The following is a 15,721-nucleotide window of genomic DNA, read 5'->3' as shown; positions in this document are numbered from 1 at the left end:
CTCCAGACAAATGTTTAAAAATTACCTTGAAACCAGCTTTTTATTTTCGATAACAGATCGGCGCCGTCATCGTTTATACCTAACGCCCGGCCGTGGTGATCCTTGCCGTACAGCAACAATCCGACCGCGGTCGAATAAATCGGGTTTTCCGCCACATCGGTCAATCCCGACACATGCAGCGGTACGCCCATCCGAACCGGCATGTGGAAGATTTCCTCCGCCAATTCGACCAATCCCTTCACTTGGGAGCTGCCGCCGGTGATTACCATGCCGGCGGCGATCAGATCTTCATATCCACTTCTTCTTAATTCTGCTTGCACCAGCAGCATCAACTCCTCGTAACGCGGCTCGACGATCTCGGCCAGGTTTTGCGCCGAGATCTTGCGCGGCTCGCGGTCGCCGATGCTCGGCACGTTGATGGTTTGTTGCGGGTCGGCCAATTGGGTCAAGGCGCAGGCATATTGGCGCTTGATGTCCTCGGCGTTTTTGGTCGGCGTGCGCAAGGCCACGGCGATGTCGTTGGTGACTTGGTCGCCGGCGATCGGGATTACCGCCGTGTGCTTGATCGCCCCTTCGGAAAAAATCGCCAAATCGGTAGTGCCGCCGCCGATGTCTATCAGGCAGACGCCCAAATCCTTCTCGTCGTCGGTCAATACCGCCGAGCAGGAAGCCAGTTGCTCCAGCACGATGTCGTCCACATCCAAGCCGCATTTGCGGATGCATTTGACGATGTTCTGCTCGGCGCTGACGCTGCTGGTGACCATATGTACCTTGGCTTCCAGGCGGATGCCGGACATGCCGATCGGCTCCTTGATGCCTTCCTGCTGGTCGATCACAAACTCCTGCGGCAGGATGTGCAGGATTTTCTGATCGGCCGGAATCGCTACCGCCCGCGCCGAATCGATCACCCGGTCGATGTCGTGCTGGGTGACTTCCTTTTCCTTGATCGCGACGATGCCGTGCGAATTTAGACTTTTGATGTGGCTACCCGCTATGCCGGCAAATACCGACTTGATCTGGCAACCGGCCATCAATTCGGCTTCCTCCACCGCGCGCTGGATCGAATGCACGGTCGATTCCAGATTGACGACGATTCCTTTCTTCAAACCCTTGGACGGCGCGGTGCCGATGCCGATCACTTCGATTTCGTCGCCGCCGCGGTATTCGCCGACGATGGCCGCGACCTTCGACGTGCCTATGTCCAATCCCACTAAAATATTTCGATCTGTCTTTTTGGCCATTGTTGTGTGCTCAGTAAGCGTTTAAATCAGGTTCTTATTCTTTTCCGCGATTGCTTTCCAATCGATCGCGGGGGCTTCGGGTTTCCAGGTCACCGCAAAGCCGTTCGGATAGCGGGTGTCAACGCTCGCTATCATGGCGATCTGCTCCTCGCCCAATAAATCCATGGTTTTCAAAAAGCGCTGCATATTCTCCAGCGGCGCTTTGCGGCCCAATTGCATTTCCATGCCATTGGCCAATTTAATCCGCCAAGCCCGGCGTTCGTTGACGTGGAACTCGGCCAATTGCATCGATTTATCCTTCAACACGATGTAAACGCCCTTCATGATTTCCAGCAGCTTCTTCTCCTGGCCTGCCGGGCCGGTAATCAACGGCAGGTTCTTGAACTCCTCGATAGAGTCCGGAACCAGCAAATCGCCCTGTTTGTTCAATAATGCCGAGTTGCCCCAACGCACTACCGGTTTTTGCTCGGTGATCTTGATGTGCACCGCGTCCGGCCACACCCGTTTTACGTCGACCTTATCGACCAAGGGCAGAGCCTTGATCGCCTGATGGATGGCCTGCATATCGGCGTGGTAGTAGCCCAGCTTCATCTGCGGCGCCAATACCTGCTTCAACCTGTCCTTACTGGTGTATTGGAACGCGCCTTCGATCCGCACGTAACGGATTGGCTGGCCGCGCAGGGCGTTCTCGCCGAACTGCTGCCAACTCCACCAGCCGCCCCCCAACAAGATCAGGGTCAGTAGCAAAAACCTAAGCCGCACCCGCCGTTCCCGCCACGCTGGTCTCCAATATCCGCCAAACCAATTCCTCGAAGCCGACGCCGACCGCTTTAGCCGCCATCGGCACCAGACTATGGTCGGTCATGCCGGGTACGGTATTGACTTCGATCAATTGCATGCGGCCGCTGTCGTCGATAAAGGCATCGACCCGGCCCCAGCCTTCGACGCCGACGGTCTGGCAGGCTCTGAGCGCCAAGGCTTGCAATTCGCGTTCGCGTTCGGCGCTCAAACCGCACGGGCAATGGTATTGCGTGGTGTTGGCGCGGTATTTGGCGTCGAAGTCGTAAAAGGTATGCGGCGTTTCCAGCCGGATCGCCGGCAGCGCTTCGCCGTCCAGCATGCCTATCGTAAATTCCTGGCCTTGGATCCATTGCTCGGCATAAACGTCGCAGCGGTACTGACTGGCGATTTTCAACGCGGCGGCCAACTCGTCGCGGTTATGGGCTTTGCTCATGCCGATGCTGGAGCCTTCCTGAGCCGGTTTGACGATGACCGGAAAACCCAGCGCATTGATACAGGTGTCGATATCCTGTTCGCCATGCAACAAAAACCAACGCGGCGTCGGCAGGCCGGCGCCTTGCCAGCATAATTTGGTGCGCAGCTTGTCCATCGCCAGCGCCGAAGCCAGCACGCCGGAGCCGGTGTAAGGCAGGCCCAGCGTCGCTAATACGGCCTGCAACACGCCGTCTTCGCCGCCGCGACCGTGGATGATGTTGAACACGCGGTCGAATTGGCGACCTGCCAGCGCGTCGATTGGACTGCCGGTTACGTCGAGCGCGGTGGCGGCGATGCCTTGGGCGGTTAATGCTTGGTAAACCGCATTGCCGCTGTTCAACGATATTTCCCGCTCCGCAGCCGAGCCGCCCATCATCACCGCCACGTTGCCGAATTCGGCGGGATTGGTTATCCGTAAAGGTTTCATGCTTTGTCACCTACCCGGCAAACTTCGGTTTGCAAACTGATGCCGAACTTGCTCTGTACCTGGGTTTGAATGTGTTCGATCAGGGCTTCGATGTCGGCTGAACTGGCGTTGCCCTGGTTCTCGATAAAATTGGCGTGCTTTTCCGATACTACCGCGCCGCCGACCGCGAAGCCTTTCAGGCCGCAGGCTTCGATCAGCCGCGCCGCGAAATCGCCCGGCGGATTCTTGAACACCGAGCCGCAGGTCGGCTTGTTGGTCGGTTGGGTCGCGTTGCGTTTCTCCAGCAACGCTTTGATGTGTTGCTGGCTAGCTTCGCTGTTGCCCTTGGCCAATTTCAATTGCGCCGACAAAAACCACTCGCCGTCCAGCCCCTTGACCGAGCGGTAGGCGACTTCGAATTCCGCTTGGTCGCGCTCGACGACTTGGCCGCGAGCGTTGACCATTTCCACCCGGTCGACGATGCGCCAGGTTTCGCCGCCGAAAGCGCCGGCGTTCATTTTCAGCGCGCCGCCCATCGTGCCGGGGATGCCGGCCAAAAATTCGGCGCCGGTCAGGCCCAAGTCGGCGCAGAAGCGGGCGACGTGAGCGCAGGGGACGCCGGCTTCGACGTACACCCGTTCCGAGTCGACCAAGCGCATTTCTTTCAGGCGGTTGCGAGTATTGATCACGGTGCCTTTAATGCCGCCGTCGCGTACCAACAGGTTGCTGCCCAAACCCAGCCAATACAACGGTTCGCCTTCCGGCAGTCCGGAAATGAAATCGATCAGGTCGGCTTTGTTTTCCGGGATGTACATGTGCTGCGCCGGGCCGCCGACCCGCCAACTGGTGTATTTGGCCAGCGGTTCGTCGTTCAGTAATGTGCCTTTCCAGACCGCGGACGCCATCATGGCTGCCCCCGTTGCGCCGCTAACGCCTCGGTCAGCTTTTGCGGCAATTCGGCGGCGATCTGGCCGACGTTGCCGGCGCCCATGGTCAGGATCACGTCGTCTTTTTCGACGATGCCGGCCAGAATCGTCGCCAGATCCTCGCGGTTTTGTACGAACACCGGATCGACCTGGCCGCGCACCCGAATCGAGCGGCTCAAGGCCTTGCCGTCGGCGCCGGTGATTGGGCTCTCGCCGGCCGAATAGACGTCCAGCAAAATCAATACGTCGACGCTAGACAAGACTTCGACGAAGTCTTCGAACAAATCGCGGGTGCGGGTGTAGCGATGCGGCTGAAACACCACAACTTTGCGCCGCTCCGGCCAGGCTTGGCGCAAGGCTTCCAGCGTCGCGGCCAGTTCGCGCGGATGGTGGCCGTAATCGTCGACCAGAGTCAGTTTGCCGCCGGCGAAATCGACGTCGCCGTTGATTTGGAAACGGCGGCCGACGCCTTTGAATTCGGCCAGGCTTTTGACGATGGCGGCATCGTCGACGCCCAGCGCGGTGGCAATCGTGGTGGCGGCCAAGGCGTTCAGCATGTTGTGCCAGCCGGGCAGATTCAGCGTGACTTGCAACGGCGGCAGGCTGCCCCAGCGCAATACGGTGAAATGGGTGCGCAGGCCGTCCTGTTTGATGTCGACGGCGCGGACGTCGGCATAACTGCTGACGCCGTAGGTTTTCACCGGTTTCGAGATGTTCGGCAGCACCTCGCAGACGCCCGGATCGTCGACGCACATCACGGCCAGGCCGTAGAACGGCAATTGGTGCAGAAACTTCAGGAAGGTGTCCTTCAGCTTGCTGTAGCTGCCGCCATAGGTTTCCATGTGGTCCTGGTCGATGTTGGTCACAATCGCCATCATCGGTTGCAAGAATAGAAACGAGGCGTCGCTTTCGTCGGCTTCGGCCACCAAATATTTTCCCAGGCCCAATTTGGCATTGGCGCCGGCGCTGTTCAAACGGCCGCCGATGACGAAGGTCGGGTCCAGGCCGCCTTCGGCCAGCATCATCGTGGTTAAACTGGTGGTGGTGGTCTTGCCGTGGGTGCCGGCGACGGCGATACCGAAGCGGAAGCGCATCAGTTCGGCCAGCATTTCCGCGCGCGGAATCACCGGAATCCGGTTTTCATAGGCCCTGACCACTTCCGGATTGGTTTTGTCCACTGCGGTGGAGGTGACGACGACATCGACATCGGCCACGTTTTCGGCTTTGTGCTGCAAATAAACCTTGACGCCCAGGCTTTGTAAGCGGTCGGTCACGGCCGAAGCTTTAATGTCCGAACCGGATACGCTGTAGCCCAGGTTGCTCAATACTTCGGCGATGCCGCTCATGCCGGTGCCGCCGATACCGACGAAATGGATTTTGTCGATGTCGCCGAGCGCTTGGTTGGCGGCAGGAATGTTGGGCCGATTCATTGCGCGGCCTCCGGCTGGAAAGCCGCGGTTGCGGCGCAAATATCGGCCACGGTTTGGGTGGCGGCGAGCCGAGCTTTGGCTTTTGCGGCCAGGCTCATGGAATGTAAAGATGTCATGGCTTGTTGGATGGTGTTACGCAGATTTTCCGCGTTCAATTCGGGTTGCGGCAGCAGCAAAGCGGCGCCGGCCTCGGCTAAAAAGTTGGCATTCGCGGTCTGGTGGTCGTCGATGGCGTGCAACAACGGCACGAAGATCGCCGGCAAACCGGCTGCCGCGACCTCGCTGACCGTCATCGCCCCGGCGCGGCAAACAATCAGATCGGCCCATTGGTAGGCCGCCGCCATGTCGTCGATGAAGGCCGCGACTTCGGCATTCATATTTGAAGACTGGTAAGCGTTTTCTACCTCGGCTTGCATCGCGGCACCGGTTTGATGTTTGACGTCGAGCTTGGCGAAGCCGGCCAATGCCGCGGGCACGGTCTCGTTCAATACTTTGGCGCCTTGGCTGCCGCCCAGTACCAAAACACGCAAGTTGCGGCCCGATTCCGGCGTCCATACCTGCTTGTCCGGCAGGGCGGCGAAGGTCCGGCGTAACGGGTTGCCGGTACATTCGGCGCCGACGCCGGCCGGGAAACTGTTGGGGAAGGCCTCCAGTATTTTGCCTGCCGCCAGTTTAGCCAGCCAACGGTTGGTGGTGCCGGGGACGCGGTTTTGTTCGTGGATTACCAGCGGGATGCCCAGCAGTTTTGCCATCAGGCCACCGGGACCGGCGACGAAGCCGCCCATGCCCAACACCACGTTCGGCCGGCGCTGGCGCAAAATCCGTCTGGCTTGGCGGCAGGCTTGGATCAATTTGAAGATGCCGCCGAATTTAGCCGGCAAGCCTTTGCCGCGCAGGCCGGCCACCGCCAACCAATCGATGTCGATGCCGGCCGCCGGTACCACTTTGGCTTCCAGGCCGGTCTGTGTTCCCAGCCAGCTCACTTGCCAGCCGCGCGCCGCCATTTCCTGGGCCACCGCCAATGCCGGAAATACGTGGCCGCCGGTGCCGCCAGCCATGATCACGATGCGGCCGCTCATGCTAGTTTCCCCTTGACGTTGCTCTTGTTGTGTTCGGTTACTTCGTAATGGATCCGAAACAACACAGCCATCGCGCCGCACATCACGATCATACTGCCGCCGCCGTAACTCATCAGCGGCAGCGTCAAACCTTTGGTCGGCAGCATGCCCATGTTGACGCCCATGTTGACGAAGGACTGGAAGCCGAACCAGATGCCCAAACCGTAGGCTGCGAGCGAGGAAAAGCGCAGGCCGGCCTGTTCCGCCTGTTCGCCGATGGCAAAAGCGCGCACCACCAGCGCGCTAAATAAACCGATGATGGTCAGCACGCCCAGCAAGCCCAATTCTTCGCCGAGCACCGAGAACAAGAAGTCGGTATGGGCTTCGGGTAGATAAAACAATTTTTGCAGGCCGTTACCCAGGCCGACGCCGAAGAATTCGCCGCGGCCGAACGAGATCAAGGCTTGGGTCAACTGGAAGCCGGTGTCCTTGGCGTCGGCCCACGGGTCGAGGAAGCTGGTGACCCGCGCCAGCCGGTAGGGCGAGACGATGACCAGCATCACCGCCAGGCCGGCGACCAGTGCCAACAGGATAATGAATTGCGAAATCCGCGCCCCGCCCAGAAACATCATGCCCATTGCGATGATCAGAATTACGACGGCCGAGCCGAAGTCCGGCTCCAGCAACAACAACACGCAGGCCACCGAAAACAGCATCAGCGGCTTGACCAGGCCGAAGGCGGAACGCCTTACATGCTCGGCGTGGCGGGTGACGTAGCCGGCCATATAGATCACCGAAATGAATTTGACCACCTCCGACACTTGAATCCGCAAGCCGAGAATCGACAGCCAGCGGATACTGCCGTTGACTTTGACGCCGACGCCGGGGATCAACACGACCAGCAACAGAGCCAGGCCGGCGATAAACAGGGTTTGGCCCATCTTTTCCCAACTTTTCATCGGCACGTTCAACACGAAGCCGGCAAAGGCCAAGCCGAAGGCGATGTGGGCCAATTGTTTGAACGGATAATGCGAGATGTCGTCGGCCATCTTCACGCCCAGGTGCAGCGAAGACGACGTCACCATCATGAAGCCGATGCCGAGCAGGCTGAAGCAGGCCAGCATCAGCAGCGGATCGGTATGCAAGCGGGTTTGCCGCGGCTTCGGCGCGGGCGTCGGCTTCAACATGACGGCAGCTCCATCACCGCTTCGGCGAATTTGTTGCCGCGGTCGACGTAACTGCGGTATTGGTCCAGGCTGGCGCAGGCCGGCGACAACAGCACGCTGTCTCCGGCATCGGCCAGGCTGGCGGCGGTTTTGACCGCTTCTTTCATGGTGCCGGCGAATCTGACCGGCACGCAATCCTGCAGCGCATCGGCGATCAATTGTGCGTCCTTGCCGATTAGAACGACGGCTTTGGTTTTTTCCCGCACTGCCGGTGCCAATTCGGCCATGTCGGCACCTTTGGCGTCGCCGCCGGCGATCAGCACCACTTTACGGTCGTAGCCTTGCAACGCGGCGACGCAGGCGCCGATGTTGGTGGCTTTGGAATCGTTGATCCAGTTGATGCCGGCTCTTTCGGCGACTTTCTGCATCCGGTGCGGCAGGCCTTTGAAATTGCGCAGCGCCGAGCACATCGCGGTCATGCTCAGACCGACCGCGCTGCCCAAGGCCAGGGCAGCCAAGGCGTTGGCCAGATTGTGCGAACCTTCCAGGCGCAGGTGAGCGGCCGGCATCAAGACTTGGTTGCCGTGCATCAGATTGACGGATTCGCCGCGTTGCAGATAAAAATCGGCGGGGCCTTGGATCGAAAACGTCAACGTTGGCCGGCTAGCGTCGCGCATCGCCATCACCAGCGCATCGTCGGCGTTTAAAACCATGGTGCCGCTGCCGCGGAATATGCGCTGCTTTTCGGCGGCGTAGCTTTCGATGCTGGCGTGGCGATCCAGATGGTCCGGGCTGACATTCAACACGGTTGCGGCTTTGGCGTTCAAAGCTCGGGTGCGTTCCAATTGGAAACTGGACAGTTCCAGCACGTATAAATCGGCATTCTGTTGCAACAGGTCCAGCGCCGGCGTACCCAGATTGCCGCCGATGGCGGTTTTCACTCCGGCGGCATTGGCCATTTCGCCCAGCATCGTCGTGACGGTGCTTTTGCCGTTCGAACCGGTGATGCCGATGATCGGTTTGTCGGTGGCGCAGGCGAATAAATCGATGTCGCTGATCACGACGACTCCGGCCTGCACGGCTTTATGGATCGCGGTTTCGTGCAAGGATACGCCGGGGCTGACCAGCAAGTGGGTGGCGACATCCAGCGCGGCTTGGTCGAAGCCGCCGGAAAATACCGGTACATCCGGCATTTGTTCGCGCAGATTGTCGATCAATGGCGGCTGCTTGCGGCTGTCGACCACGGCGAATTTGATCGGCGTTTTTTGCAAAAATTGCGCGGCCGAGTAACCGGTCGCGCCCAGGCCGACGATCAGCAGCCGGGCATTAGCCGGATCCAGTTGGAAGTGGCGTTCGAGATTGGCGAGTAGTTGCGCGGTATCCATGGCTATCTCAGTTTCAATGTCGCCAGGCCGATCAGGACCAAAATTACCGAAACGATCCAGAAACGGACGATGATGCGCGGCTCCGGCCAGCCTTTCAGTTCGTAATGGTGGTGAATCGGCGCCATCAGGAATACCCGTTTTTTGCGGGTTTTGTACGAAGCGACCTGAATGATCACCGATATCGTTTCGACCACGAAAATGCCGCCCATGATGACCAGCACGATTTCCTGGCGCACCAGTACCGCGACGATGCCCAGCGCGGCACCCAGCGCCAACGCGCCAACGTCGCCCATGAACACCATGGCCGGATAGGCGTTGAACCAAAGGAAACCGAGGCCGGAACCGATCAACGCCGCGCAGAACACCACCAATTCGCCGGATTTCGGGATGTGCGGAATTTGCAGGTATTGGGCGAAATTGGCGTGGCCGGACAAATAGGCGAAGATCGCCAGCGCTGCGGAAATCATCACGGTGGGCATGATCGCCAAGCCGTCCAGGCCGTCGGTCAGATTGACCGCGTTACTGGAGCCGACGATGACGAAATAGGTCAGCACGATATACATCCAGCCCATATCCAACGTGACGTTCTTGAAAAACGGCACGATGAACTGGGTTTCCGCGGCGACTTGGGCGGTGCTATATAAATAGATGCCGGCTCCCAGCGCGACCACCGATTGCCAGAAATACTTGGCTTTGGCGGACAGGCCGACGCTGTTGCCGAGCAGCACTTTTTTGTAATCGTCGATAAAACCGATTACGCCGTGCGCCAGCGTCACTAGCAGCACCACCCAGATGTAACGATTGCTCAGATCGGCGCAGAGCAGGGTGCTAACTGCAACCGCGAACAGAATCATCGCGCCGCCCATCGTCGGCGTGCCGGATTTGGAGAAATGGCTTTGCGGACCGTCGTCGCGCACGCTTTGGCCGATTTTTTTACGAGTTAGCTTTTCGATCACCATCGGCCCGCTCAGTAGCGAAATCGCCAATGCGGTCAATACGCCCAAGATGGCGCGGAAGGTCAGGTAATGTAAGACCCGGAAGCCGCTGTCGATACTGCTTAAAAAGTCTGCGAGTAAAAGTAACATTATGCCGCTCTAAAATTGTCGACCAGCGCCGCCACCACGTTTTCCATTTTTTGGGCGCGCGAGCCTTTAACCAATAAAGTTTCCTTGCCGCTCAGTTCCGCGGTCAGGTCTGCAATCAATTGTTCCTGCGTGTCGTAATAACGAGCGCCGGCGCCGAAGCCGGCGACGCTGTGCCGGGCCAATTCGCCGGTGGCGAACAGGCGCTTGACGCCCATGGCTTTGACCGATTCGCCCATTTCCCGGTGTATCGCCGGACTATCCGGGCCCAGTTCGCCGAACGCGCCCAATGCCAGCCAAATCTCCGATTCGCCGCACGCGGCGATGGCTTCCAAGGCGGCGCGCAGCGAACTCGGGTTCGCGTTGTAGGTGTCGTCGACGACGATGTTGTTGCGGCGGCCGCGTAACGGTTGCATCCTGCCGACGACCGGCCGCAAGCGTTCCAGGCCGGTTTTGATAGCGTCGAGGCCGATGCCGAATTGCAGCGCTACCGCCGCTGCCGCCAGGGCGTTTTTGACGTTGTGGGCGCCGGCCAGGTTTAACCGAATATCGACGGATTCGCCGCCGGTTTGCATTCGAAATCGGGTGGCAAAGCCCGCGGCGTCCAGGCCGGTTTCGATTTGCTCGGCGCGCACGTCAGCAGCGGGATGGAAACCGAAGCTACAGGTTTTTCGCGGGGCGGCCAGGGTCAGCCAGAAGTCGAAGAAGGCGTCGTCTCGGTTCAACACCGCGACGCTTTCCGGTCCCAGGCTTTCGATGATCTCGCCCTTGGTTTTGGCGACGCCGTTTAGGTCGCCGAATCCCTCGATATGGGCCGCGCCGACGTTGTTAATGACGCTGACATCGGCCTGGGCATAGCGGCTGGTATAGGCAATTTCGCCGATATGGTTGGCGCCCATTTCGATCACGGCGTAACGGTGCGAGGCATCGAGTTTCAGTAAGGTCAGCGGCACGCCGATATCGTTGTTCAGGTTGCCCTGGGTCGATAAGGTCGGCCCCTGGGTCGCAAAAATCGCCGCGATCATTTCTTTGACCGTGGTTTTGCCGTTGCTGCCGGTGACGCCGGCGACTTTGACCGGCAATTGCCGGCGCCAGTAGCCGGCCAGCTCGGCCAGCGCCAGATGGGTGTCGGCGACGACGATTTGCGGTAACTCGGAAGCGCAGGCGTGTGCCAGCAGCAGCGCGCCGGCACCGGCCTGCTCGGCTTTGTCGATAAAGCTGTGGCCGTCGAAATTCTTGCCCTTCAAGGCCAGGTAAAGTTCGCCGGGTTTCAACGTGCGGGTATCGATGCTGACCGATTCGACGGTGCAGTCTGCGCCGACCAGGGTGCCGTTGACGGCTTGGGCGATTTCGCTGAGCAGCATTTTCATGATTTACGCCACTCCGCCAAGGTCTGTTGCACCAGCGCGCTATCGCTAAACGGCCATTTTACGCCGGCGATTTCTTGGTAATCTTCGTGGCCCTTGCCGGCGATCAGTACGCAATCGTCGGGGGCTGCTTGTTGTATGGCTGTGTTGATGGCCGTGGCTCTGTCGTTAATTACGGTTACTTTTTCGCTGCGGCAGCCGGCCAAAATGTCGGCGACGATGGCGGCCGGAGCTTCGCTTCGCGGATTATCGTCGGTGACGATGACCTGATCCGCCCAGGTCTCGGCAATCCGGCCCATTTCCGGGCGTTTGCCTTTGTCGCGGTCGCCGCCGCAGCCGAACACCAGCCGCAGCCGTTGCTTGCCTTTGATGGCTTTCAGTACTTTTTCCAACGCATCCGGACTATGGGCGTAGTCCACGAAAACGGTGGGTTTGCCGTGGCCGCCGAACTTTTCCATCCGGCCGGCAATTGCCGATAAATTAGCCAAGCGCGCTACCGCGGTCGGGAACGGCGTGCCTTGGGCCAGCAATACGCACAACACTGCCAGCAGGTTCTCCAAATTGAACCGGCCGACAATGCCGCTGGCGGCTTTATGCCGTTGGCCGCGCCAAACGGCGTCGAATTCGATGCCGGCTGCGCTAAATTCCGCATTTTCGGCCGTGACGCATTCCGCGTTTGCTACCGTGCGGCCGCCAGTGCTGAAGGTCCAGACCTGTACGTTTTGGCCGATACTGTCCAATACCTGCACGCTGCTTTGGTCGTCCAAATTGACCACGGCAAATTGCAAGCCCGGCGTTTTGAACAATTCCAGCTTGGCTTGCAGATAGCTCTGCATATCGCCGTGGTAATCCAGGTGGTCCCGGCTCAAATTGGTAAAGACCGCGCCTTTGAAGCGCACGGCATTAACTCGGCCCTGCTGCAAACCGTGCGAGGACACTTCCATTGCCGCGGCGCGTTTACCTTGGCTGACGAATTCGGCCAATATGCGTTGTATGTCCAGCGCGTCCGGCGTCGTGTTGGCCGTGGCCTGCAAGCGGCCAACGTCGCCCCAGCCCAACGTGCCGATCACGCCGCAATCCGGCAGCGCCTGCGCGATCAATTGGCTACAGGTGGTTTTGCCGTTGGTGCCGGTCACGCCGATGACGTCGAGTTTTTCCGAAGGCCGGCCGTAAAAACGGGCGGCGATTTCGCCGAGTTTTTGCGCCAGCCCGGTAACCGCGATAAACGGTACACCGGTTAGTGCCGTTAAATGCCGCGCGCTGCCTTGCGGATCGAATACCACCGCTTTGGCGCCCCTTCCGACCGCCTGTTCGGCATGGGCCAGGCCATGCTGCCGGGAGCCGCTCAGGGCGAAAAACGCATCGCCTTCTGCCGTCCGGCGGCTATCCAGGGACAGGCCGGAGATGTCAGCATCGGTTTCGGTTTCGCTATATCCGTTCAGCAATTCGCTCAGCTTCATCGTTTGCTCAACAGTAAGTGCATGTTTTCCATGCCGTCCGGCTCTACGCCGTAAACTCTCAACGCTCCGGCCATAACCCGGGAGAAGGCCGGCGCGGCGACCAGACCGCCGTAGTATTGGCCGCTGGTCGGTTCGTCGACCACGATCGCGATGATGAAACGCGGGTTACTCGCCGGCGCCATGCCGACGAAGACCGATAAATACTTGTCGTCGGAGTAACCGCCGGCCGTGGCCTTTTTCACGGTGCCGGTTTTGCCGGCGACCCGGTAGCCTTCGACTCTGGCTTGGTAAGCGGTACCTTCCTTGCTGATGACGTGTTCCAGCATTTCCCTAACTTTTCTGGCCGTTTCCGGTTTAAACACCCTTTGTGCGTCCGGGTCTTCGTCGCGCTTCAATAAGGTCACCGAGTGAATGATGCCGTCGTCGGCCAGCGCCGTGTAGGCTCTGGCCAGTTGTAAAATCGAGGTGGATACGCCGTAACCGAACGACAAAATCGCTTGGTCGAATTCGTGCCAGCCTTGGTAATCCAGCAACGAGCCGCTGGCTTCGCCGGGGAAGCCGACGCCGGCCGAAGTACCGAAGCCCAGCTTGTTGTATATCCCCCAAAAATATTCCGGCGGCATCGTCATCGCGATCTGGGTGACGGCGATATTGCTGGATTTTTGCAATACGTGGGTCAAATCCATCGTGCCGTAGTTGTGCACGTCTTTGACCACGTTGCGACCCAGGTGGTAAACGCCGTGGGTCTCGATCATCGTGTTCGGATGGATGTAACCGCCGTCCAGCGCCGCCGCGATCACGAACGGTTTTACCGTCGAGCCGGGTTCGAAGCTGTCGACGATGGCCCGGTTACGGTAACGGTTGCTGCTCAATTCCTTGCGATTGTTCGGGTTGAATGCCGGCTGGCTGACGCTAGCCAATACGTCGCCGTTTTTAGCGTCCAATACCACCAGCGAGGCCGAATGCGCCTTGTTCTGGATCACCGCGTTCTGCAATTCCCGATAGGCCAGATATTGCAAACGTTCGTCTATCGTCAGAATCAGATCGCGGCCCGGCACCGCTTCTTCGATGTTCTCCACGTCCTTGATAATCTGGCCTTTGCCGTCCTTGATCACCCGCTTTTTGCCGGGTTGGCCGCGTAATATGTGTTCGTAACCGTGTTCGATGCCTTCCTGGCCGATATCGTCAATGTTGGTAAAACCCAGCAAATGGCCGGATACTGCGCCGGCCGGATAGTAGCGCTTGAACTCGCGTTCGAAATACACGCCGGTAATTTCCAGGTCTTTAACTTTTTCGGCGATATCCGGATTGATCTGCCTGCGCAAATAGACGAAACGCTTGTTGGCGTCCTTTTCCTTTTTCAACAGCGCACGCAGTTCCTTTTCCGGGAAGCCGAGAATTCTGGCCATCGGCGTCAGTTTGTCTTGTTCGCTGTCCTTCAATTGCCGCGGATTGACCCAGATCGATTGCACCGGGGTGCTGATAGCCAACGGCTCGCCGTTACGGTCCTTGATTTGGCCGCGGTAAGCGGACACGGAAACCACGCCGACGTGTTGCATGTCGCCTTTGTCCTGCAAAAAATCCTTGTCCAGGATCTGCAGGTAAACCGCGCGTCCTACCAGGGCCGCCATCGCCAGCATCATCGTCGACAGCAGCAACTTGCGCCGTATCGGAAAATCGGTATTAAGGCGCGGCGCTGGGGCTGAACCGGTAAAAATTCGCATTACGGCTTGATGTATATAATTTTGTCTTGCGCCGGCAGGGTCAGCATTAGCCGCGATCTGGCTTCGACTTCAACCCGGTTTTCTTCGGTCAGCGTGGTCAATTCCAGTTGTAAACGTCCCCATTCGACTTCGTAATCGTCGAGTTCTTTTTCCTTTTTTTGGATATCGATAAACAGCAGGCGCGATTGGTACTTGCTGTAAATGACGGCAATGCCGGAAATCAGCAGCGCCGCCACCAATATCGTTAGCAGGATGTTTCGTGCAAATACCATTAACGCTTCTCCGCGACTCGCATTACCGCGCTGCGCGCTCTGGGGTTATTGCGCAGTTCCTGCGCTTGGGCACGAATCGACTTGCCGATTTTGCGTAGCTGCCCTTGTTCTATGTCTTGTTCTCTGACCGGCAATTTGCCGGGGTCGGTCTTCGCGCCGGATTGGTCGCGGATAAACCGTTTGACGATCCGGTCTTCCAGCGAGTGGAAAGAAATGACCACCAGCCGCCCGCCCGGCGCCAACGTGTCGAGCGCTTGCTGCAAACCGGCTTTTATCTGTTCCAACTCCTGGTTGACTTCGATCCTGATCGCCTGGAAACTGCGCGTGGCAGGATGTTTGTGCTTGTCGCGAAACGGTACGCTGTGTTCTATCAATCTCGCCAATTCCAGCGTGGTCGTAATCGGAGCCTGTTGGCGCTGGCTGACGATCGCGCGGGCGATGCGTTTGGCAAACCGTTCTTCGCCGTATTCGAATAAAATCCGCACCAGTTCGTTTTCTTCAACCCGAGCCAGATAATCCGCCGCCGACATGCCGCGTCCGGTATCCATTCTCATGTCCAATGGCCCGTCGCGTAGAAAACTGAAACCGCGCTCGGCGATGTCCAGTTGCGGCGACGATACGCCCAAGTCCATCAAAATCCCGTCGATCTTGCCGGCATATCCTTTGCGTCCGACCACTGCGGCCAATTCGGCAAAGCTGGCGTGGTGCAGTTCGAATCTGGGGTCCTGGCGCAATTTCTTCGCTTCCGGGCTGGCAATCGCATCCGCATCTCTATCCAGTGCCAGCAACCGGCCCGATTCGTCCAAACCGGCCAAAATGCCGCGGCTATGGCCGCCGCGGCCGAAAGTGCAATCCAGATAGGTTCCGTCCGGTTTTATCGCGAGTTGCTCAAGCGCTTCGGCGTATAAAACGGTCTGGTGGGCCGGCAT

General features: G+C 58.9%; 14 protein-coding genes. All 14 read right to left on the bottom strand.

Annotation, left to right across the window (positions count from 1 at the left end; genetic code table 11):
* Positions 1-14: 14 nt before the first annotated feature.
* The 14 genes from ftsA to rsmH are packed head-to-tail and all read right to left on the bottom strand — an operon-like array spanning position 15 to position 15,721.
* Positions 15-1,241, bottom strand: coding sequence for a cell division protein FtsA (gene ftsA, locus MKFW12EY_RS20410; protein ID WP_054758926.1), 1,227 nt, complete (start codon positions 1,239-1,241; stop codon positions 15-17).
* Positions 1,242-1,262: 21 nt separating this feature from the next.
* The gene (locus tag MKFW12EY_RS20405; RefSeq protein ID WP_064027522.1) at positions 1,263-2,003 is read right to left on the bottom strand and encodes a cell division protein FtsQ/DivIB; all 741 of its coding nucleotides are present in this window, start codon (positions 2,001-2,003) and stop codon (positions 1,263-1,265) included.
* Positions 1,993-2,943: a D-alanine--D-alanine ligase gene (locus MKFW12EY_RS20400; protein WP_221053663.1), complete on the bottom strand. Its 951-nt coding sequence runs from the start codon at positions 2,941-2,943 to the stop codon at positions 1,993-1,995. Before MKFW12EY_RS20400 ends, MKFW12EY_RS20405 begins: the two co-directional genes overlap by 11 nt.
* The gene (gene murB, locus MKFW12EY_RS20395; protein ID WP_221053662.1) at positions 2,940-3,830 is read right to left on the bottom strand and encodes a UDP-N-acetylmuramate dehydrogenase; all 891 of its coding nucleotides are present in this window, start codon (positions 3,828-3,830) and stop codon (positions 2,940-2,942) included. The genes MKFW12EY_RS20400 and murB overlap by 4 nt, the downstream gene beginning before the upstream one ends.
* Positions 3,827-5,278 (bottom strand): UDP-N-acetylmuramate--L-alanine ligase, encoded by a 1,452-nt coding sequence (murC, locus tag MKFW12EY_RS20390; RefSeq protein WP_221053661.1) that lies wholly within the window; start codon positions 5,276-5,278, stop codon positions 3,827-3,829. The genes murB and murC overlap by 4 nt, the downstream gene beginning before the upstream one ends.
* Entirely contained in the window at positions 5,275-6,357 is a 1,083-nt protein-coding gene (gene murG, locus MKFW12EY_RS20385; protein ID WP_221053660.1) for an undecaprenyldiphospho-muramoylpentapeptide beta-N-acetylglucosaminyltransferase, read from the bottom strand. Before murG ends, murC begins: the two co-directional genes overlap by 4 nt.
* A complete protein-coding gene (gene ftsW / locus MKFW12EY_RS20380) occupies positions 6,354-7,523 on the bottom strand; it encodes a putative lipid II flippase FtsW (protein WP_221053659.1) in 1,170 nt (389 codons plus the stop codon). The genes murG and ftsW overlap by 4 nt, the downstream gene beginning before the upstream one ends.
* The gene (murD, locus tag MKFW12EY_RS20375; protein WP_221053658.1) at positions 7,517-8,887 is read right to left on the bottom strand and encodes a UDP-N-acetylmuramoyl-L-alanine--D-glutamate ligase; all 1,371 of its coding nucleotides are present in this window, start codon (positions 8,885-8,887) and stop codon (positions 7,517-7,519) included. The genes ftsW and murD overlap by 7 nt, the downstream gene beginning before the upstream one ends.
* A 2-nt stretch (positions 8,888-8,889) precedes the next feature.
* On the bottom strand, positions 8,890-9,972 hold the full coding sequence (gene mraY / locus MKFW12EY_RS20370) for a phospho-N-acetylmuramoyl-pentapeptide-transferase (protein ID WP_054758928.1): 1,083 nt from the start codon (positions 9,970-9,972) through the stop codon (positions 8,890-8,892).
* Complete coding sequence (locus MKFW12EY_RS20365) at positions 9,972-11,339, bottom strand: UDP-N-acetylmuramoyl-tripeptide--D-alanyl-D-alanine ligase (RefSeq protein WP_221053657.1); 1,368 nt, start codon at positions 11,337-11,339, stop codon at positions 9,972-9,974. The genes mraY and MKFW12EY_RS20365 overlap by 1 nt, the downstream gene beginning before the upstream one ends.
* Positions 11,336-12,796: a UDP-N-acetylmuramoyl-L-alanyl-D-glutamate--2,6-diaminopimelate ligase gene (locus MKFW12EY_RS20360; RefSeq protein WP_221053656.1), complete on the bottom strand. Its 1,461-nt coding sequence runs from the start codon at positions 12,794-12,796 to the stop codon at positions 11,336-11,338. Before MKFW12EY_RS20360 ends, MKFW12EY_RS20365 begins: the two co-directional genes overlap by 4 nt.
* Positions 12,793-14,520: a peptidoglycan D,D-transpeptidase FtsI family protein gene (locus tag MKFW12EY_RS20355; protein WP_221053655.1), complete on the bottom strand. Its 1,728-nt coding sequence runs from the start codon at positions 14,518-14,520 to the stop codon at positions 12,793-12,795. The genes MKFW12EY_RS20360 and MKFW12EY_RS20355 overlap by 4 nt, the downstream gene beginning before the upstream one ends.
* Entirely contained in the window at positions 14,520-14,792 is a 273-nt protein-coding gene (ftsL, locus tag MKFW12EY_RS20350) for a cell division protein FtsL (RefSeq protein ID WP_054758930.1), read from the bottom strand. The genes MKFW12EY_RS20355 and ftsL overlap by 1 nt, the downstream gene beginning before the upstream one ends.
* Positions 14,792-15,721 (bottom strand): 16S rRNA (cytosine(1402)-N(4))-methyltransferase RsmH, encoded by a 930-nt coding sequence (gene rsmH, locus MKFW12EY_RS20345; protein WP_221053654.1) that lies wholly within the window; start codon positions 15,719-15,721, stop codon positions 14,792-14,794. The genes ftsL and rsmH overlap by 1 nt, the downstream gene beginning before the upstream one ends.

Origin of the sequence: Methylomonas koyamae (genome assembly GCF_019669905.1) — a bacterium.
Lineage (GTDB): Bacteria > Pseudomonadota > Gammaproteobacteria > Methylococcales > Methylomonadaceae > Methylomonas > Methylomonas koyamae.
Note: the sequence above shows the minus strand (reverse complement) of the source record. Positions and strands in the feature narration are given on the sequence as shown.

What these genes read in the sequence shown, in the direction of transcription:
- murG (WP_221053660.1), bottom strand. Translation starts at nt 6,357, where the DNA reads ATGAGCGGCCGCATCGTGATCATGGCTGGCGGCACCGGCGGCCACGTA.
- rsmH (WP_221053654.1), bottom strand. Translation starts at nt 15,721, where the DNA reads ATGCCGGCCCACCAGACCGTTTTATACGCCGAAGCGCTTGAGCAACTC.
- MKFW12EY_RS20355 (WP_221053655.1), bottom strand. Translation starts at nt 14,520, where the DNA reads ATGCGAATTTTTACCGGTTCAGCCCCAGCGCCGCGCCTTAATACCGAT.
- murC (WP_221053661.1), bottom strand. Translation starts at nt 5,278, where the DNA reads ATGAATCGGCCCAACATTCCTGCCGCCAACCAAGCGCTCGGCGACATC.
- ftsA (WP_054758926.1), bottom strand. Translation starts at nt 1,241, where the DNA reads ATGGCCAAAAAGACAGATCGAAATATTTTAGTGGGATTGGACATAGGC.
- murB (WP_221053662.1), bottom strand. Translation starts at nt 3,830, where the DNA reads ATGATGGCGTCCGCGGTCTGGAAAGGCACATTACTGAACGACGAACCG.
- MKFW12EY_RS20400 (WP_221053663.1), bottom strand. Translation starts at nt 2,943, where the DNA reads ATGAAACCTTTACGGATAACCAATCCCGCCGAATTCGGCAACGTGGCG.
- ftsW (WP_221053659.1), bottom strand. Translation starts at nt 7,523, where the DNA reads ATGTTGAAGCCGACGCCCGCGCCGAAGCCGCGGCAAACCCGCTTGCAT.
- murD (WP_221053658.1), bottom strand. Translation starts at nt 8,887, where the DNA reads ATGGATACCGCGCAACTACTCGCCAATCTCGAACGCCACTTCCAACTG.
- MKFW12EY_RS20365 (WP_221053657.1), bottom strand. Translation starts at nt 11,339, where the DNA reads ATGAAAATGCTGCTCAGCGAAATCGCCCAAGCCGTCAACGGCACCCTG.
- MKFW12EY_RS20360 (WP_221053656.1), bottom strand. Translation starts at nt 12,796, where the DNA reads ATGAAGCTGAGCGAATTGCTGAACGGATATAGCGAAACCGAAACCGAT.
- mraY (WP_054758928.1), bottom strand. Translation starts at nt 9,972, where the DNA reads ATGTTACTTTTACTCGCAGACTTTTTAAGCAGTATCGACAGCGGCTTC.
- ftsL (WP_054758930.1), bottom strand. Translation starts at nt 14,792, where the DNA reads ATGGTATTTGCACGAAACATCCTGCTAACGATATTGGTGGCGGCGCTG.